Source organism: Methylomonas sp. EFPC1, from assembly GCF_016925515.1.
Lineage (GTDB): Bacteria > Pseudomonadota > Gammaproteobacteria > Methylococcales > Methylomonadaceae > Methylomonas > Methylomonas defluvii.
The window spans coordinates 4,433,946-4,451,633 of the sequence record NZ_CP070494.1; the positions used below are offsets into that span (position 1 = coordinate 4,433,946).

The following is a 17,688-nucleotide window of genomic DNA, read 5'->3' on the forward strand; positions in this document are numbered from 1 at the left end:
CAGCCTACAGGTTATGCGAACAAATTGTTACTAGACAAGTCCGCGGCGTAAGCTTAGGCTAAACAAAACCGCAGGCAAACCGAGCAAAATTCAATTTCAATTTTAGGATTCATCGCTTACGAACTGATAAATCTGGATATTTTTTTGGCTAATTGTCTATCCTCGCCGCAATTACACAGCATCCTTTAGCCTGATCACCAGCTCTCGACACCCAAATCGCAGCATTTTGCCTGCCATCGAAAAGATGAAAAAGTCATACCTCGATCTAACAACAACCGGAGAGGAACAGCTTGAAACGTCTCTTTTTTGCCTTATGGCCGGAACAAAACGCCAGGCAACAATGCGCGGCTTTAATCAGCCAACTAAACCGAACCGGAAAACCCGTTAAGGAAGCAAACTTACATGTCACCGCGTTGTTTTTAGGGAGAATTTCTGCAGAACAACAGGCCATAATCACCAGGGAGGCAGGAAAAATGCCAACACCGCTGATAACGTTAAATTTTGACCGCCTGAGTTTCTGGAAAAAACCTGCCGTGCTATGCCTGACCGCCAGCCAGTTCGATCAAAGCGTGTCGACATTAAACGAAAACTTGGCCCGCATAGCCAAACAACAAGGGATACCCATCGAAAACAGACTATTCAAGCCGCATGTCACTTTAGTTAAAAAGGCTAGTTCGGCAATCGATTTCGATTTCGCCCCCATACTTTGGCAATCAATAGGATTCTGCTTGGTAGAATCCTGCTCAGGTCCGGATGGCGTTGAATATCGAATTATCCAACGCTGGCCGGCAATTTAGCACCCCAAAACAGGAGACTGATCATGCCCTTTTTAAAATTGAACACCAACTCAGTGCTCGATACCGAACTGAAATCAAAATTATTAGGCGAACTGCCGCAATTGGTGTCCAAAGAGACCGGCAAACCGGAGCGCTACATCATGATTAGCATTGAGCAAAACGACGCCATGCTGTTTGCCGGCAGCACTGCCCCCTTGGCATATCTGGAATGCAAGAGCATTGGCCTGAGCAGTAGCCAAGCCAAAAACTTGTCTGCATCGATATGCCAATTGCTCAACACCCGGATTTCAATCCCTCAGGATCGGATTTATATCGAGTTCAATAACTGTCCGGCTGATTTTTGGGGTTGGAACGGCTCGACATTTGGCTAAACGACCCGGACGTCGAATAAATACGACCGTGTATTTCAGACAAAACAGACTCAATGAGTTGGCGCACCAAGCCCAAGCGCGCCAACTCAGTCGCCTTATTTGGGCTTTTTAGTTTCTTGAGGCTTTTCCGGCTTCTCTGGCTTAGCAATTTTTTCAGCCGTAGCGGGAGCAGAATCCCCAAACAAAATATTCTTCTCATTCTGTTGCGCGGTTTTCTCCCCAATTCCAGACACATTTTCCAGATCTTTCAATGTCTTAAAATCGCCATGTTCCTTACGATATTGAACCACCGCCTCGGCCTTCTTCGGGCCTATCCCGGTCAAGGCCTTGGAAATGGTTTCGGCATCCGCTTGGTTGATATTGATTGGTTCAGCAAATACGGCAAAAGAATACAGCATAAAAAGTACAAATAACTTTTTCATGGATTTTCTCCGATTGGATTTTAGGGCTGCCTGGACTAATCAGCACACACTTAATCAGCTGACTTTTCAAGCTAGCCAATCTTAGCCTGTTCTTTAAATTTTACAATTCAAAAACAAAAATCCACTGATTAATCGGCACTAGCCACAATCACAGCCCGAACCGGCGCCGGCAAGCCTTCACGAGTTAAATCCGGAGAATGCGGATCCAAAAATTCCGCCAAAGAATGAAACCGCATCCATTCGGTACTGCGCTGCTCCTCGACAGAAGTTTTGGAAACATCCACCAAGCGAATATTTTTAAACCCGCAGCGGCGCATCCATAACATCAAAGCTGCGCAGCTTGGCAAAAACCACACATTGCGCATTTGCGCATAACGCCCCTCAGGCACCAAGACATGCTGCGCGTCCCCTTCAACAACCAAAGTCTCCAAAATCAATTCACCGCCAGCGCGCAAACAGCCCTTTAATTCCAGCAAATGATCGATGGGCGAGCGGCGGTGATACAACACCCCCATCGAAAACACCGTATCGAATAGCCCCATGTTGGGCGGCACATCTTCTATCCCCAACGGCAACAGATAAATCGGCGCTTCGCCGTACAGCTTTCGGATAGCCTGGAACTGCATTACGCTGAGCAATGTCGGGTCAATGCCAACCACCAATCGCGCTCCCGCACCGAACATCCGCCAACAATGATAGCCGTTGCCGCAACCAACATCCAAAACCAAGCGATTTCGTAGCGGTGCGATCTGGTCTTTCACCCTGTCCCATTTCCGATCCGAACGCCATTCGGTATCGATGTCAATGTCGAATATCCGATAAGGTCCTTTTCGCCAAGGATGCAACTGCATCAACTGTTCGCGCAAACCGGCCCGTATCTCATCAGAAATATCCTCTGCCTGACCTATCCTGACGCTCTCCAACAAATCGACACTCGACGGCATCAAATCCGGCAAATCCTCTACCACCTGTTGCCAGCGCTTCAGATCGCCATGCGACGAATCCGCAAAAGCCGCCGCCAATTGCTCAGGCAAACGGTTTACCCAAACTTCGTCGCCGGCCGCCGCCAATGCTTGATAAAGACCTTCGTATAGCGTCATTTCAATGCAATCATCGAAGCGAAGTTGAAATACTGAAACCAAACTTCCGCGCTGGCGAAACCCGCCAACTTCAAGCGCTGTTGATGCGCGGCAAAGGTTTCCGGTATCAACACATTCTCCAAAGCACTGCGCTTCTGGCTGATTTCCAGCTCGCTATAGCCTTGGGCTTTTTTAAATAAATGATGCATATCAATCTGCAAAGCCTGCTGTTGAGCATCGTCGAACGCCAGTTTTTCGGACAAAATCAAAATCCCGCCCGGCAACAAGCCACGATAAATCTTGGCCAAAAAAGCCTGCCGATCAGCCAGCGGAATAAACTGCAGCGTAAAATTCAGCACCACTACAGAGGCATTGCTAATCGCAATATCGCGAACATCGGCACATAAAATTTCTATCTCGGCCCCACCACCGGATGCAACCGCCAGATTTTGCCTGCATTGCTCGACCATTGCCGCGGAACAATCCACAGCAACGATTCGGCAATTCTTAGTGGTGATTTGCTGATGCATAGCCAAGGTTGCAGCCCCCAACGAGCAGCCCAAGTCGTAGCAAACGCTGTCTTCCTTGGCAAAACGTGCCGCCAATAAACCGATCGCCGAGATAATAGTGTTGTAACCGGGAACAGAGCGCTGGATCATGTCGGGAAAGACTTTGACGACAGTTTCGTCGAAAGCAAATGCGTTGATTTCGCCCAGCGGACTGGCGTACAGAGAGTCTTTAGCGGATTGCATACTGATGGTCATTCCCGGCTGCCCCTAAACGGCACAACCGGGAACAATAAGAGAGGGAAAAACTTATGAATTATTTTTGCTGTTTAATGCTTCGGTATTGCGCTTGGCTAATTGGTTGATGACCTCTTGCAACGAACCGGTGCGCTCCACTTCGTTTTTGAAGCTGGTACGATAGTTGGTCACCAAACTGACGCCTTCGATCATGATGTCATAGGCTTTCCATTGGCCTTTGACGTTCAGCATCCGATAGTTAACAGCGATAGGCTGCAAACCGGGTTGCAGCACTTCGGTTTTAATCAGGACTTTTCTTTCGTCTTCTTCCGGGGTAATCGGCAAAAACCGCACGGACCAATCTTTAAATTCAAAGAAAGCTCGGGAATAGGTCCTGATCAACAACACTTGAAACTCCTTTTTAAAGCTCTCCTTTTCCGCCGGCGAAGCATCCTTCCACATTTTCCCCAACACCAGGGAAGAAATCAGATCGAAATCCACATTCGGATAAATGACTTCCTGGACGAAGGCATTGATTTTTTGGAAATCATGCGGAAAGGCAGGATCCTGTAAGCGTTGCTTCAACTTGTTGGACGCATCCTCAATGGTGCGTTGCGGCTCGCTCAAATCGGCCGCGCTAGCGGGCAAGGACAAAAACATGCCGGCAAACAAGCTAAAAACCACAACAAATATAAAATGCATATGACGTTTGATATTCATAAAAACCATCTCAAAAAGGTATCGCCGGCTAATTTCAACCGCCTTCATTCGATACACTGCTAAAATAAAGGCCGAAGCGCTAACCCGGCTCCAGATTCCAGCCAGCCCATCGGGCCAGCGAGTACCCTATTATATTACTATGGAAGAGATGTCACACCCTAACGACTTTTTCCCGGCCACCCGGATGCGTCGCATGCGTTATCAGGCCTTTTCAAGGCGGCTGATGCGGGAAAATCGCTTAAGTAGCGACGACTTGATCTGCCCGCTATTTGTTATCGAGGGCAATAACAAACAAGAAGCCGTCGCTTCCATGCCGGGCGTCAACCGATTATCCATCGACCTGGTGCTGCGCGAAGCCGAAACCTTATTAAATCTGGGCGTACCCGCCATCGCCCTATTCCCGGTAACCAATCCGGACAAAAAATCCTTAAGCGCGGAAGAAGCTTACAACCCTGACGGCTTGGCACAACGCTGCGTTCGGGCCTTGAAAGACGCCCTGCCGGAACTGGGGATCATCACCGACGTTGCCTTGGACCCTTTTACCTCGCACGGTCAGGACGGGTTACTGAATGACCAAGGTTATGTCGTCAACGACGAAACCGTCGAAGTCCTGTGCAAACAGGCCTTGTCGCATGCCGAAGCCGGCGCCGACATCGTCGCCCCTTCCGACATGATGGACGGCCGCATCGGTGCGATCAGAGCCGTGTTGGAATCACATGACCATATCAACACCCGAATATTGGCCTATTCCGCCAAATACGCCTCCAGTTTCTATGGCCCTTTCCGCGATGCGGTCGGCTCGGCCGGTAATCTGGGCGGCGGGAATAAATACAGCTATCAAATGGACCCGGCCAATTCCGATGAAGCCTTGCGGGAAATTGCGCTGGATTTACGCGAAGGCGCCGATATGATCATGGTCAAACCCGGCATGCCCTATCTGGACATCATCCGCCGCGCCAAGGAACAATTCGGTGTACCGACCTTTGCTTATCAGGTCAGCGGCGAATATGCGATGCTGAAAGCCGCGTCGCAAAACGGCTGGCTGGACGAACAACAAGTGGTGATGGAATCCCTGCTGGCATTCAAGCGCGCCGGCTGCGACGCGATACTGACTTATTACGCTAAATCCGCTGCCCAGTGGCTAAAACAACTATAACAACCAGACAAACGGACCCGGCATGAGCGAAGACTTTGATTTTGATGACAGTCATTCGACTGACGATCCACCCAAACAGCGCCGACGTTACTTCGGCCTGGAACAGGCGGTATTTATCCTGCTGGTCGTTTTATCGCTGACCGGCATCGCGATTACCGAATTCAACCCGCACGATGGCTATGGTTATTGGCTATTCATGGTGATCGTGTTTGGCATGCTGTCGATTTTCGTCTCCTGGTTACAAACCCGAACCAACGACAACGACTTTGGCGACATCGTCAAGGCCCAAGGGCTGCATTGGCTGCATACGCTGGTTGTGGTGATAGCCGCCGCATTGCTTAACAAATCCGAGCAGTTATCCGACAGAAGCGCCAGCCTGGTTATCTTGCTGATCCTGGCCTTAGCCACCCTGCTGGATGGCATCCGCATCGGTTGGCAGTACAGCTTACTCGGCTTTTTCCTGGCAGCCTGCGCGCTGATCGTGGCTTATTTCGAGAACTTTATGCCCATCAGTATAGGGCTGGGAGTGCTGGTGATAGCCTGCACTTTCCTCTGGGAATATTGGCGCAGCAAATACAGTACCGATGATGAAAATTGATAATTACGCGGTATTCGGCCAACCGATCAGCCACAGTAAATCACCGCGCATCCATAAATTATTTGCCGAGCAAACCGGCCAACTCATGGACTACGTCGCCCAGGAGGTCCCTGCGGAAACTTTTGCAGCGGCGACGACCCATTTTTTCACCGAAGGCGGCAAAGGCCTGAATTGCACCGTCCCGCTCAAGGAACTGGCTTGGCAATATGCCGACCAACTGACAGAGCGCGCTCGTCAAGCAAAAGCCGTCAACACCTTAGTCCGCCAAGCGGATGACAGCATTTTGGGCGACAACACCGACGGCATCGGCTTGCTTAACGACTTAACAATAAACCATGCCATCACGCTGAAGGACGCCAAGATTTTGATTCTAGGGGCAGGAGGCGCCACACGCGGCATCGTCCCTCCCCTACTGGAACAACGGCCATCGACATTGGTCATCGTCAATCGCAATGCGGGCAAAGCCCAAGCTATTGCCGAGGATTTCGCGGAACTAGGCGCGGTGCAAGCTTGCGATTACGCTAATCTTATAGATCGCCAATTCGATTTGATCATCAACGCCACGTCGGCCAGCCTCAGCGGCGATTTGCCGCCCTTGCCCGCCGCGCTGTTGAAAGCGGGCGGTAGTTGCTACGATCTAGCTTATGCCAACCAAGCCACCGCATTTGTGACATGGGGCTTGGCGAATAACGCCGCGCACAGCCTGGACGGCTTGGGCATGTTGGTAGAGCAGGCCGCCGAAGCGTTCTTTATTTGGCGAGGCGTGCGTCCGCACACATCGCCCGTAATTGGCCTGTTAAACGCCGAAAGAGAATTGCACAACACGAACGGATGAAATTATTGACCGGGGCGATGTCCATGGTAACAATCTCCCCAAACCGCCCGCCATTAACGTTTACTGGAATACTATGAGTGGAATTAGAGCTTTTTTTGAAAAATCCCAAGCTAAAGGCAAACCGCAGAGCGGTGGGCAACGCATTACGCCGGAAACTCTAAAACAGTTATTCCCCATCAGGAATTTAAGCGACGAGATATTACAAACTTTCGCCACTGAAAATCACGTCGAAACCCTGGCAGCCGGCAGCACCTTGTTCAGCGTCAACCAGCAAGCGACTTGCGCAATGTATTTGTTGCGCGGCACAGTGATCCTGGCCGACCACAACGGCAAAAGCTATGAAATATCGGCAGGCAGCGCACAAGCCAAATTCCCGATATGCAGCGGTATCAAGCACACCGCCACCGCGACCGCCAAAACCGAGATAGACCTGTTGCGGGTATCCCTGAAAATCATGCTGACGCCGAGTCGCCAAGACCACGGCAAACTATCTATCCCGGAAGAGTTGCATCACAATCGGCTATTGAGCTTATTCGTCGAACACTTCGAAAATAACGACCACGAGATAGAAATCCCCTCATTACCCGAAGTGGCGATCAATTTACGCAAAGCCATCCAAAAAGATGTCAACATCGACGAAGCCGTCAAAATCATCCAACTGGACCCTGCCATCTCCGCGAAATTGATCGAAGTCGCCAATTGCCCGTTATATCTGACCAACGTACCAGCGAAAAACTGCAAAGACGCTGTCGTGCGTATCGGCTTGAATGCCACGCGCAACCTGGTAACGGCGCTGAGTATGAAGCAGATTTTCAAAAGCAAATCGCCGCTGATTAAAAATCATTTGGAAGATCTGTGGAAGCAAAGCCTTTATCTGTCCGGCCTGTGCCATGTGCTGGCCAGCCACAGTATGCAGCAAAATCCTGAGAATGCCTTACTGGCCGGACTGGTCTGCGACATCGGCGTAATTCCCTTTCTAAGTTTTACCGCCAACTTACCACCCGAATACCATAATGACGCCGAAATCCTGGAAGCCATGCCCATCATCAAAGGCCCGGTCGGCGCCGTAGTGTTGAAGGAATGGGATTTTGCCGAAGAGTTCATCGACGTAGCCAAATCGTCCAGCGACTGGTTTCAAAACAGCGGCGATACCTTGACGGTGACCGATATAGTGGTCCTGTCCAGACTCCATGCCCTGATCGGCAAAACAGCGACCGCCGATTTGCCGGCGATTACCGCCATTCCGGCGGCGGCCAAATTGAAAAACTTCTCTTTGTCTCCGGAAAATACGCTGGCCATCCTGCACGATGCCAAAACTAAAATTCACGAAGCTTTGAGCATCTTTTCCTCCTAGCCGCATGATCTGGAAATTTTTAAAAAAATCCCCGGACAAAACGCCGACAGAGAGCAGCCCCTCCCCAGCAGCCGTCAACCAACTGCCCTTGAGCTATCTGCAAAAGCTCATCCCGCTGGGGGACTTACCGGCGGCGGACTTGCTGGCGATACCGGTGACCATGCGAAACTTTAACCCCGGCGACATCATATTTAACCGCGGCGCCGAGGCGGAACAATTAAGCTATCTCTACACTGGCAACGTCTATCTGGAAGCGAATAATGGCGCCGGTTATACGGTCGAAGCCGACACCTTTAAAGCCTGTTATCCTCTGGCAACATCCGGCGAACACGCCTTCAGCGCGATAGCCAAATCGCCTACCCAAGTCATCTACATGCCGCTGTCCAACTTGCAGCACAGCAGCAAACCCGTCAACAATCCGCTGATCAACCCGAAGAGCATTCCGCCCCAGCTGCGAAACAGCTTTTTTTTCGATAGCTTTTGCGATGCGTTCAGAGCCGACAACCTGCATGTTCCCAGCCTGCCGGATGTTGCCTTGCGCTTGCGTAGCGCCTTGCAAAAGGACATCAGCATCGCCGATGCGGTGAAGATTTTAAACCTGGACCCGGTTATATCCTCCAAACTGATTCAAGTGGCAAACAGCCCGATCTACCGCGGCAGCAACCCCATCACCAGTAGCCATGATGCCGTGAATCGGCTAGGATTTAAAACCACGCAAAACCTGGTTACCAGCATCAGCCTGCACCAGCTGTTCAGAAGCCGCAACCGGCAACTGAACAACATTATTCAGACACTTTGGAAACAAAGCATTCAGATTGCCAGCCTCAGCCACACGCTGGCCGGGCTTACCCGAAAAGTAAACGCCGACGAAGCCTTACTGGCTGGGCTAATTCACAACATCGGCGCCTTACCGATTGTCACTTTTGCCGAAAGCATGGACATGTCACGCTATACCGAAGAAGAATTACAGGCCAGCATCGCCTGCCTGCAAGGTTTGTTGGGCACCCATATTTTGAAAAAATGGCATTTCCCCGATAGTTTCCAGCAAATTCCCGTCAATACCACAAATTGGTACTTTGACGACGGCCAGGGCCTGCAACTCTATGACGTTGTGCTGTTAGCTAAATTTCACAGCCAACTCGGCGGCGCCAACACCCAGAAACTGCCGCCGCTAAACACCTTGCCTGCCTTTCAAAAACTGGACGATAGCGCACTGACGCCGGATATGTCTCTGAAGGCATTACAGGACGCAAAACAACAAATTGCCGAGGCCATCAATTTTTTCAGGACATAAGATGAATTGGTTTTCCAAGCTACTGGAAAAAAACACCACCGCCAACAAACCAAGCCGGAAAGCCGTGCCGCCTGGTGCAGAACACCGGGGTAGCCTACCAACCGACAACCCAGTATCCAAACCCAGCAGCACTCATCGGCAAGCGCTTAGCGTCGCACAGCTGAAAAAATTCGCACCCTTACGCGATCTCGATGACGCAGCCCTAAGCTCGCTGCCGCATCTCAGTTTGGCCTACGCCAAAGGGGCGATTATTTTTACCCTGGGGCAACCGACCAGCAGCGTACTGTATTTGTTGGCCGGCCAACTATCGATGCAACCGGATAGCGATAGCCACTATCAAATCGACGCCGATTCCACGCTAGCCAATCTGCCGTTGAACAGCGGTAGCCGCTGCGGCGCTACCGCCACGGCGCTCAGCGACGTGCGTATTTTGGAAATCCCTATCCAACTCAACCGCTTATGGACAGATAAAAGTCAGGAAAGCGCCAATTGCGTGGAACTGGTCGACATTCAACTACCGGAGCCGATCAACGGCAGCCGCTTTTTCAACAGCTTCGCACAAGCCTATCGGGAAAACAAACTGCGCCTGCCTTCCTTACCCGATGTCGCCCTGAAACTAAAAGATGCGGTGCAAAAAGACATCGGTATCCGTGGAGCCGCTGAGATTATTCAGCTGGACCCGCCTATCGTGGCGAAATTAATCCAGGTGGCCAACAGCCCCTTATATGCCACGGAAATACCGATCAACAATTGCCATGACGCGGTAGCTCGCATCGGCCTGAATGCGACGCGGAATTTGGTGATGGGCATCAGCATGAAACAATTATTCAGTTGCACCGACCCGGAACTCATGAAAGGCATGCAGGCCTTATGGAAAAACAGCCTGTATGTCTCAAGTTTAAGCTTTGTCTTGGCCCAGGAGTGCAGCAACATCAACCCGGAGGACGCCCTGCTGGGCGGTTTGATTGCCGACATCGGCGCGATTCCCTTACTGCATTTTGCCGAACAATTTCCCGACGGCGGCCCCAGCTTTCAGGAACTAAAAACCGCACTGCCCTATTTACGCGGCCCGGTCGGCGTACTGATGCTGCACACCCTGGGTTTTCCCGAACAACTGGGCAACATTCCGCATCAAGCAGAAAACTGGCTGTACGACAGCGGCCCTGAACTAACGATGACCGACATCGTCATCCTCGCCAAATTACACAGCTATTTCGGTTCCGGCAATGCCCGAGATCTGCCTTATATCAACTCGATTCCGTCTTACAGCAAACTAAATCACGGTAAACTCAACCCTGATTTTTCCTTGATGGTGTTGAAAAAAGCCCAAAACCGGGTCAACGCCGCCATGCATTTATTATCCTAATTTTCCCGATATTCATATCAGACTGGCTACCGACATGACCAATCCTTTGCTCGAAAACACCGAACTACCGCAATTTTCTAAAATCCTGCCCGAACACGTGGAGCCGGCCATCAGCCAGCTACTCACCGAAGCCCGGCAAACCATAGACCGGCAACTGCAAGCCGGCGGACCTTACACCTGGCAAAATCTGATCGAACCGATCGAAGCCGCCGAAGACCGCTTGAACAAGGCTTGGTCGCCGGTCAGCCACATGAATTCGGTAGTCAACAGCGAAGCGATGCGTGATGCCTACAATGCCTGCCTCGGCAAACTCAGCGAATACGCCACAGAAACCGGCCAAAACCGCGCCTTGTACGAGGTCTACCAAGCCATACACGACAGCGCGGACTTTGCCGAGCTCGACCGCGCCCAACAAAAAATCATCAACAACGCCCTGCGCGACTTTCATTTGTCCGGCGTGGATTTACCGCCCGAACAACAGGCGCGTTATAAAGAAATCAACCAGCAATTATCGAAACTAGCCAGTCAATACGAAGAACATTTACTGGACGCCACCAACGCCTGGCACAAACAGATTACCCATCTCGACGATTTGGCCGGCCTGCCGGAATCGGCTCTGGCCCAAGCCAAACAAGCCGCCGAAGCGGAAGGCAAAGACGGCTGGTTGATCAACCTGCAATTCCCGTCGTATCTGGCGGTGATGACCTACGCTGACAACCGCGAACTGCGCCGCGAACATTATGAGGCATTCTGCACCCGAGCCTCCGATCAAGGCCCACATGCTGGGCAATGGGACAATTCCGAATTGATGGAGCAAATCCTGGCGCTGCGCCACGAGAAAGCCCAATTGCTGGGCTTTAACAACTACGCCGAATATTCGCTGGCTACTAAAATGGCCAAATCCACCGAAGATGTGGTGAAGTTTCTGGAAGATTTGGCCGACAAATCCTGGCGCCAAGCCCGCCGGGATTTGACTGAATTGAAAGAGTTTGCTGCCGCCAAGCACGGCCTAAACGACTTGCAAGCCTGGGACATCGGCTATTACTCGGAAAAAATGCGCCAGCATTTCTACCAACTGTCGCAAGAAGAAGTGAAAGCCTATTTCCCCGACAACAAAGTCGTGCCCGGCCTGTTTGCCATCGTCGAAAAACTCTATGGCTTGCAAATCAGCGAAATCAAAGACTTCGACACCTGGCACCCCGACGCCCGCTTTTATCAAATCCTGGATAAACACGGCCAATTGCGCGGCCGCTTCTTCCTGGACTTATACGCCCGCGCCAAAAAGCGCGGCGGCGCCTGGATGGACGACTGCGTCTGCCGTAAAAAAGTCGGCGATGCACTACAAACACCGGTGGCGTATTTAACCTGCAACTTTACCCCGCCGACTGGCAACGACCCGGCCTTGCTGACCCACGACGAAGTGGAAACGCTGTTTCACGAATTCGGCCACGGTCTGCATCACATGTTGACCCAGATCGATCACCTCGGTGTCTCGGGCATCAACGGCGTCGAGTGGGATGCGGTAGAACTGCCCAGCCAATTCATGGAAAACTGGTGCTGGGAAAAAGAAGCGCTGGGCTTAATCTCCGGTCATTATCAAACCGGTGAACCGCTGCCCGATACGTTGTACGACAAAATGTTGGCGGCAAAAAACTTCCAAGCCGGCATGATGATGGTGCGGCAACTGGAATTCAGCCTATTCGATTTCAAGATGCATCGGGATTACGCTCCGGCCAAGGGCGGACAAATTTATACCATCCTCAAACAGGTGCGTGACCAGGTAGCCGTGGTCAAGGTACCGGAATTCAACCGTTTCGCCCATAGCTTCTCGCATATTTTCGCTGGTGGTTACGCCGCCGGTTATTACAGTTACAAATGGGCGGAAGTGTTGTCGGCGGACGCATTTTCCTTGTTCGAAGAGAAAGGCATTTTCGACCGCGATACAGGTGAGTCTTTCCTGCACAACATCCTGGAGCAAGGCGGCAGCAGCGATGCGATGACCTTATTCAAAAACTTCCGCGGCCGAGAACCCAATATCGACGCCCTGCTCAGACATAACGGTATCGCCGCGTAAATGTTTCCTGGATTGCCTTGGTGCTCGTCATCAAGGCAATCGAGTTTTTCAGGAGCGAAAATGAAAAACTGCCCGCAATGCGGCCAGCCCAGGTTGGGCGAGGCATTTAAATGTCCGAGTTGCGACGTGTTTTATTCCCAGCTCGACGAATTGCTGTACGCAGAACAGCAAAAGCAGGAAAGCCTGACGCTAAAAGGTACGCTTAAACGCATTCGCGCCGCCGAAGACCGCCCACAAGCCCTGAGAGCTGCGTTGAAAACCCTGTGGCTCAACACGCCCTTAAAAACCAAGATCGTGATTTGGACCTTAATAGCGTTCGTGTTTGTGCTGGTGGTGCCGGTTTTTTAATTGCTTAAACCGCTCAGGGACTAAAAATTAACCCATAGCCCCTGTCGTTATTCCACTTAATCTTCTTTAGTTGCTGCGGGTGCGGGTTCCGTCGGCGTATTGGTCACGGTTAGACTATTGGCATCCAGCTTCAGTAACACCGCATTGTTCTGATGCGCCTTCAACTCGGTCAAAGTGCGCCAGCCGGCATTATCCAATTTACGAAAAGCCGCAAAAAACCCCAATACCCGGGTATCCGCAGCCGGCTCGATCCGCAAGGATTTGTTCTCGCCGGGCTTTATCACCAACTCTTGTTTGCGTACCAGATCGGCGGCCAAAGTAGCCTGCTCTTTATCGAATATGGCAAAAAAATCGGCACCGTTAAAACCACTTTGCTCCCGCAATTCATAAATTCTTAACACCAACGGCGAGGCTTTACCGTCGGCGTCGGGGTTAATTGAGGCGGTGCTGTTTAGCGTTAGCTCAACGACTGTTGGCGGTGGCGGAGCCGGTTGCTCAGGCACCTCTGCACACGCAGCCAACAACGAGGCAAAAAAAACTGGCAGTAATCTGGCTAACAACATACGACTATCCCTTTAAAAATTAGTTAACGCCATTCTGCCATAGGCACACAGTCACAGTACAAGGATTCATTTCCGGTAATTACTCGGCCGGCGGGCTAGTTTTTCAACTTGGTTAGATGCGGTTGCGCTGGCTCAAGGGCGCCGTAGCGGTATTGCGTCGTGCCATTCGGCGTTTGGGCGTTTCGGCGTGAATGAGGCGGTTGTCGCTATAGTATTGGTAGCGGCTGACAATGAGGCCGGCCTTGCCGCGCTTTTCTTAAATCACGTGCCGCCGAAAGAGGGCCGTCTAATTCAGGACTTCACAGCGAATCAGTGCATTTCCAGGCTTACGATTGCACTGAAGCTAACAGTATCTACGCAGGCTTTATTAGTTACCACTGCAAATCATAGGCTATTGTGGGCTTAATATTGGAAGTTACCCTATTCATACTTGCACCATTCACTAGTCTATAAATGCATCATTTTCTAAATAGAAAAAAACAGCCTCTATAAATTCCTGCAATGTTGCATTTGGCACATGCTCAATCTTAAGTAAAATAATATCACTGAAATTTGGAGACTCAAGCCAGGAGTAATACCCCTGACCAGCAAGTTGACTGGGAATAAGCCCACCACTTTCTTTGGAATAATCTTCAACTTCGTCACTTGAAATAACAACAAACTCAGCCGCGACAATATTATCTTTATTGATCTTTGGCTTGGTATAGATCCTACCCGCCATGGGAAGCTCGTTAATTTCATTTTTTAAAGTTTCAAATCCTAAATAGCTTTTTAACATAACCACTCCTCTAAATAATTTTCTACTTGAAATCGGTGACGCCGCCCCATTTGTTTCGCCCCCCTTCCAACGGAGAAATAGTCAAATCTGGTGTACAGACGAACTGAATCAGGCGGCGACGTGCTGATTTTCTTCCCCATTATCTGATTCAGAGATGGCAGCAATGCCATCCTGAAACCGAATGCCGTTGATCACATCCGGTAGTTGTTTAAATCCGCGTATCTTGCGCCAACTTTTTTCGGCAGTCAGTGCCAATTGAAACACCAGGCCCAGTAGCGTATTCCGTGACACGCAGTTCTTGGTCCGCGTCGTCCGATGGCGAATGGTCGCAAAGCTCGATTCGATCGGATTGGTGGTGCGAATGTGTACCCAGTGCTCGGCGGGAAAGTCGTAAAACGCCAATAACGATTCACGGTCTTTTTCCAGAATATTGACTGCTTTGGGGTATTTGGCCTCAAAGTCACGCCGGAAGCTGTCAAAGGCTTTGCTCGCCTGAGCTTGGGTTTCCGCCATCCAGATTTCCTTCAAGCCTGCCTTGGCTTTAGCCTGAATCGAATCCGGTAATGCCGCCAGTACATTCGCCGTTTTATGTACCCAACAGCGTTGCGTCCGTGTCTGCGGCCAGGCTTCATTCACCGCCGCCCAAAAGCCCAGGGCGCCATCGCCCGTGGCGAGTTTCGGCGCGTCCTCTAAGCCGCGAGTCTGCAAATCCTGCAACACGCTCAGCCAGGATGCCTTGGATTCTGCTTCGCAGCTCTACCGGGTCTCGATAGCCATCCGAGAGTGCCAGGAGCCGCTTTTCACCGTGCTCATTGACCCCGATGATCACCAACGACACAAGCGATCATCTTCGCCGCGCAGGGCCGAATAGATGCCGTCCGCCCACACATACACATAACGCTGATTCGACAAATCCCGCCGATGCCAGGCGTGATAATCATCGGCCCACTGCGCTTTCAAGCGACTGACCACGGCTGGCGACAAGCCTTTCGCCTCTGCCCCCAGCAGCACCGACAAGGCGTCTTGCATGTCACCCGTCGAAATGCCTCGCAAATACAACCAGGGCAATGCCGCTTCCACACGCTTGGCCTTACGAACATAAGGCGGCACCAAGGTCGAGTTGAATTTGATGCCACCGCCGGAACGGTCTCGAACCTTGGGGATTTTGACGGCCACATTACCCACCCCGGTGACGATATCCCGCTCGGGTAAATACCCATTGCGAACAACCGTTTGGCGGCCTTTTAAATCCGTGACATGCCCGTAGTCATTCAAAAAGGCTTGGAGTTCCGCTTCAACAGCCTGTTGAATCAAGGCGCGGGCACCGCTTCTTAATAAATCAGTCAAACTATCCGTATTGCCTCATAGAAAAAGGTAACCGAAGTATCAGAGTCGTTGCCTCACATTAGAGGTAACCTGGACTTGTGAAAAAATGAGTTTCAATTGTTGCTCAATGGCGGCCTTAAGAGCAAATGGATTGAGTTTGGCATGATGTTCCTGGAGAGTCTGTTTGGTGGTTTCCGGAATGTCAGGATGATTGATCACCCGTTGGTAAGGGGTTTGCGGGGCATGGTATTTTTTCACGACTTTGGCGCCGTCTCGGTGTTTTTTCCGCAGTTTCAGACTGGGACAGAAATGATTCTGCAAAGGGCACCAAAGCGTGCTGTAGACCGCGTTCATCAACGGCACCAGCGCGGCATTATCCAGCCGGTCGTAGCCGAATAATTGCCTGGCGTGAGTCCAGTTTTTCTGCTCGACGTGGGCATTGTCGTTTTTCTTGTAAGGCCTGGAGCGGGTAAACGCCGGCTTTTGCGGGTGGTCGGTGAAATAGCGAACCAGGTGATGATTGAGAAATTCAGAACCATTGTCGCAATCGAAGCCTTTCAAAGGGAATGGCAACAGGTTCTCGATGGCCTGAATCTGTTCCAGGATACCTTGCGAGCCTTTATTCCAGGTGGCCCGGCATTCGGTCCAGCCGGTGACAATGTCCGTCATCGTCAGGCTCCAGACGAAATCGCCGGCCAGCGAATTGCCACAGTGAGCGACAGTATCGGCTTCGACAAAACCGGGCTGGGTCTCGTCCCAGTGATGAGTGCGGATGGGAATCTGGGTTTTCAACAGAGACCCGGGTTTGGTGCCGGACAAGCCTTTGGGGTGCTGGACGCGCAAGGGTTTGAGCAAGCGATCCAAGGTCGCCGCCGACACCTTGAGCAAGTCGGCGCGCACGCCATCCGCCAAGGGGCCGTATTGATCTTCGTAATGAGGCAGCCAGATCGGTATCGCGGCTTTCAGGCGCTTGCCGCACAGTTGATCGCTAGCAAACCAGATGCGCTTCAATGGCTCCAGCAACACCTCGGCTTGATATTTCCGCTTGGGGCCGGGCCGTTTGCTAGGCGAAGCGGTTGGCTTGGCTTTTCGATTCAGCAAACGGATCGCGTACTTACGGGCGTAGCCGCAGACTTCGCAAAACTCGTTTAGGATCGTTTGTTTCGTGGCCCTAGGTGCGGCTGCGCTGGCTATCGGTTTCTGCGAATAGGCGCGTGCCGTCATATTGAATGCGGGTTTGCATTGCGCGGTGCGTTTGGCGAGGCGCCGGCCCAGGGCAACGGTATTGCGTCGTACCATTCGGCGTTTCGGCGCGAATCAGGCGGTTGTCGCTATCGTACCTACGCGGGCTTCAAAGCACGCATAATATTAAGAGATTTTTTGTTTTTCCTAAAGTTAGTTTTGCATTCGCGAGGGAATGCGGCAGATCCATCAATATCTCCATTGCAATATCAAAATCTTCAGGAGCTTTTGTTTTCATGGTTGTGGTGTCCGGCCATATGATAAGAATATTACTATCCGGTAGGCTATCTAGCCCCGACCACAATGAATCCGCGAGCGCATCCCAGCTCTTCTTGTTTTGTAGTGGAGGTTCCAATGGTAAATTGTCGCGGACCGCTTTAAAGAACTGATCTTTAGAGCAAATGTTGGAAGGAAGCGTGTAAATCAGCCACCCATTTTGCTGACACTCGCAAACTATTAATTCGGCGTTTATTGAATCAGCAGTAATAAATCCTTGGGTATCTGACATCGTAATTACCTGATTTGCACAAACGCCGGATTTCCAGCGTCTCCATAGTGAGTCCATGTGTAGTAATCGCTCCTGCTTGACTGTTTACGACTCGCGTTCATGCTTACGATTACT

At 51.2% G+C, this 17,688-nt stretch carries 18 protein-coding genes and 1 pseudogene; 10 read left to right on the top strand and 9 right to left on the bottom strand.

Translation table 11 applies throughout. The features are described 5' to 3' along the window. Positions 1-290 precede the first annotated feature (290 nt). Both thpR and JWZ98_RS20460 read left to right on the top strand, forming a co-directional pair. A complete protein-coding gene (gene thpR, locus JWZ98_RS20455) occupies positions 291-797 on the top strand; it encodes an RNA 2',3'-cyclic phosphodiesterase (RefSeq protein WP_205451547.1) in 507 nt (168 codons plus the stop codon). Between the two features lie 23 nt (positions 798-820). Continuing rightward, positions 821-1,168, top strand: coding sequence for a phenylpyruvate tautomerase MIF-related protein (locus JWZ98_RS20460; protein ID WP_205451548.1), 348 nt, complete (start codon positions 821-823; stop codon positions 1,166-1,168). Positions 1,169-1,263: 95 nt separating this feature from the next. On the opposite strand, the gene JWZ98_RS20465 is transcribed toward JWZ98_RS20460, so the two are convergent. The 4 genes from JWZ98_RS20465 to JWZ98_RS20480 form a co-directional block, all read right to left on the bottom strand. Beyond that, a complete protein-coding gene (locus JWZ98_RS20465; RefSeq protein WP_171697329.1) occupies positions 1,264-1,590 on the bottom strand; it encodes a helix-hairpin-helix domain-containing protein in 327 nt (108 codons plus the stop codon). Between the two features lie 128 nt (positions 1,591-1,718). Then, the gene (gene cmoB / locus JWZ98_RS20470) at positions 1,719-2,690 is read right to left on the bottom strand and encodes a tRNA 5-methoxyuridine(34)/uridine 5-oxyacetic acid(34) synthase CmoB (protein WP_205451549.1); all 972 of its coding nucleotides are present in this window, start codon (positions 2,688-2,690) and stop codon (positions 1,719-1,721) included. Further along, a complete protein-coding gene (gene cmoA, locus JWZ98_RS20475; RefSeq protein ID WP_240348116.1) occupies positions 2,687-3,433 on the bottom strand; it encodes a carboxy-S-adenosyl-L-methionine synthase CmoA in 747 nt (248 codons plus the stop codon). The genes cmoB and cmoA overlap by 4 nt, the downstream gene beginning before the upstream one ends. Before the next feature lie 51 nt (positions 3,434-3,484). Then, positions 3,485-4,132: an ABC transporter substrate-binding protein gene (locus JWZ98_RS20480; protein ID WP_225892924.1), complete on the bottom strand. Its 648-nt coding sequence runs from the start codon at positions 4,130-4,132 to the stop codon at positions 3,485-3,487. 139 nt (positions 4,133-4,271) lie between these two features. Between JWZ98_RS20480 and hemB the strand changes: the two genes are divergently transcribed. From hemB to JWZ98_RS20520, 8 genes are all read left to right on the top strand, one after another. After that, on the top strand, positions 4,272-5,288 hold the full coding sequence (hemB, locus tag JWZ98_RS20485; RefSeq protein ID WP_205451550.1) for a porphobilinogen synthase: 1,017 nt from the start codon (positions 4,272-4,274) through the stop codon (positions 5,286-5,288). 22 nt (positions 5,289-5,310) lie between these two features. Continuing rightward, the gene (locus JWZ98_RS20490) at positions 5,311-5,886 is read left to right on the top strand and encodes a hypothetical protein (RefSeq protein WP_205451551.1); all 576 of its coding nucleotides are present in this window, start codon (positions 5,311-5,313) and stop codon (positions 5,884-5,886) included. Further along, positions 5,873-6,721, top strand: a complete 849-nt coding sequence (gene aroE, locus JWZ98_RS20495; protein ID WP_026147041.1) for a shikimate dehydrogenase — start codon at positions 5,873-5,875, stop codon at positions 6,719-6,721. The genes JWZ98_RS20490 and aroE overlap by 14 nt, the downstream gene beginning before the upstream one ends. 73 nt (positions 6,722-6,794) lie before the next feature. Further along, positions 6,795-8,075 carry an HDOD domain-containing protein gene (locus JWZ98_RS20500; protein WP_205451552.1) on the top strand — a complete coding sequence of 427 codons (1,281 nt, stop codon included), beginning with the start codon at positions 6,795-6,797 and terminating at the stop codon, positions 8,073-8,075. A gap of 4 nt (positions 8,076-8,079) precedes the next feature. Further along, positions 8,080-9,369: an HDOD domain-containing protein gene (locus JWZ98_RS20505; protein WP_205451553.1), complete on the top strand. Its 1,290-nt coding sequence runs from the start codon at positions 8,080-8,082 to the stop codon at positions 9,367-9,369. A 1-nt stretch (position 9,370) separates the two neighbouring features. Next, positions 9,371-10,735, top strand: coding sequence for an HDOD domain-containing protein (locus JWZ98_RS20510; protein WP_205451554.1), 1,365 nt, complete (start codon positions 9,371-9,373; stop codon positions 10,733-10,735). 34 nt (positions 10,736-10,769) lie between these two features. Continuing rightward, a complete protein-coding gene (gene prlC, locus JWZ98_RS20515) occupies positions 10,770-12,809 on the top strand; it encodes an oligopeptidase A (protein WP_205451555.1) in 2,040 nt (679 codons plus the stop codon). A gap of 60 nt (positions 12,810-12,869) precedes the next feature. Then, positions 12,870-13,157 (top strand): hypothetical protein, encoded by a 288-nt coding sequence (locus tag JWZ98_RS20520; RefSeq protein ID WP_205451556.1) that lies wholly within the window; start codon positions 12,870-12,872, stop codon positions 13,155-13,157. A gap of 56 nt (positions 13,158-13,213) precedes the next feature. On the opposite strand, the gene tssJ is transcribed toward JWZ98_RS20520, so the two are convergent. From tssJ to JWZ98_RS20545, 5 genes and pseudogenes are all read right to left on the bottom strand, one after another. Further along, positions 13,214-13,720, bottom strand: coding sequence for a type VI secretion system lipoprotein TssJ (tssJ, locus tag JWZ98_RS20525; protein WP_205451557.1), 507 nt, complete (start codon positions 13,718-13,720; stop codon positions 13,214-13,216). Between the two features lie 442 nt (positions 13,721-14,162). After that, on the bottom strand, positions 14,163-14,498 hold the full coding sequence (locus JWZ98_RS20530; RefSeq protein WP_205451558.1) for a hypothetical protein: 336 nt from the start codon (positions 14,496-14,498) through the stop codon (positions 14,163-14,165). A gap of 108 nt (positions 14,499-14,606) precedes the next feature. Continuing rightward, a pseudogene (locus tag JWZ98_RS20535) lies at positions 14,607-15,845 on the bottom strand (IS256 family transposase). Between the two features lie 39 nt (positions 15,846-15,884). Beyond that, complete coding sequence (locus JWZ98_RS20540) at positions 15,885-17,123, bottom strand: integrase (RefSeq protein WP_240348117.1); 1,239 nt, start codon at positions 17,121-17,123, stop codon at positions 15,885-15,887. 52 nt (positions 17,124-17,175) lie between these two features. After that, positions 17,176-17,574 (bottom strand): barstar family protein, encoded by a 399-nt coding sequence (locus JWZ98_RS20545; RefSeq protein WP_205451559.1) that lies wholly within the window; start codon positions 17,572-17,574, stop codon positions 17,176-17,178. Between the last annotated feature and the right edge of the window lie 114 nt (positions 17,575-17,688).

Bases quoted from the DNA above. Each gene is read 5' to 3' on its own strand.
- JWZ98_RS20465 (WP_171697329.1), bottom strand. From the start codon at position 1,590: ATGAAAAAGTTATTTGTACTTTTTATGCTGTATTCTTTTGCCGTATTT.
- JWZ98_RS20505 (WP_205451553.1), top strand. From the start codon at position 8,080: ATGATCTGGAAATTTTTAAAAAAATCCCCGGACAAAACGCCGACAGAG.
- hemB (WP_205451550.1), top strand. From the start codon at position 4,272: ATGGAAGAGATGTCACACCCTAACGACTTTTTCCCGGCCACCCGGATG.
- JWZ98_RS20530 (WP_205451558.1), bottom strand. From the start codon at position 14,498: ATGTTAAAAAGCTATTTAGGATTTGAAACTTTAAAAAATGAAATTAAC.
- JWZ98_RS20510 (WP_205451554.1), top strand. From the start codon at position 9,371: ATGAATTGGTTTTCCAAGCTACTGGAAAAAAACACCACCGCCAACAAA.
- cmoB (WP_205451549.1), bottom strand. From the start codon at position 2,690: ATGACGCTATACGAAGGTCTTTATCAAGCATTGGCGGCGGCCGGCGAC.
- JWZ98_RS20500 (WP_205451552.1), top strand. From the start codon at position 6,795: ATGAGTGGAATTAGAGCTTTTTTTGAAAAATCCCAAGCTAAAGGCAAA.
- JWZ98_RS20520 (WP_205451556.1), top strand. From the start codon at position 12,870: ATGAAAAACTGCCCGCAATGCGGCCAGCCCAGGTTGGGCGAGGCATTT.
- JWZ98_RS20490 (WP_205451551.1), top strand. From the start codon at position 5,311: ATGAGCGAAGACTTTGATTTTGATGACAGTCATTCGACTGACGATCCA.
- JWZ98_RS20545 (WP_205451559.1), bottom strand. From the start codon at position 17,574: ATGTCAGATACCCAAGGATTTATTACTGCTGATTCAATAAACGCCGAA.
- JWZ98_RS20460 (WP_205451548.1), top strand. From the start codon at position 821: ATGCCCTTTTTAAAATTGAACACCAACTCAGTGCTCGATACCGAACTG.
- JWZ98_RS20480 (WP_225892924.1), bottom strand. From the start codon at position 4,132: ATGAATATCAAACGTCATATGCATTTTATATTTGTTGTGGTTTTTAGC.
- cmoA (WP_240348116.1), bottom strand. From the start codon at position 3,433: ATGACCATCAGTATGCAATCCGCTAAAGACTCTCTGTACGCCAGTCCG.
- tssJ (WP_205451557.1), bottom strand. From the start codon at position 13,720: ATGTTGTTAGCCAGATTACTGCCAGTTTTTTTTGCCTCGTTGTTGGCT.
- JWZ98_RS20540 (WP_240348117.1), bottom strand. From the start codon at position 17,123: ATGGTACGACGCAATACCGTTGCCCTGGGCCGGCGCCTCGCCAAACGC.
- aroE (WP_026147041.1), top strand. From the start codon at position 5,873: ATGATGAAAATTGATAATTACGCGGTATTCGGCCAACCGATCAGCCAC.
- prlC (WP_205451555.1), top strand. From the start codon at position 10,770: ATGACCAATCCTTTGCTCGAAAACACCGAACTACCGCAATTTTCTAAA.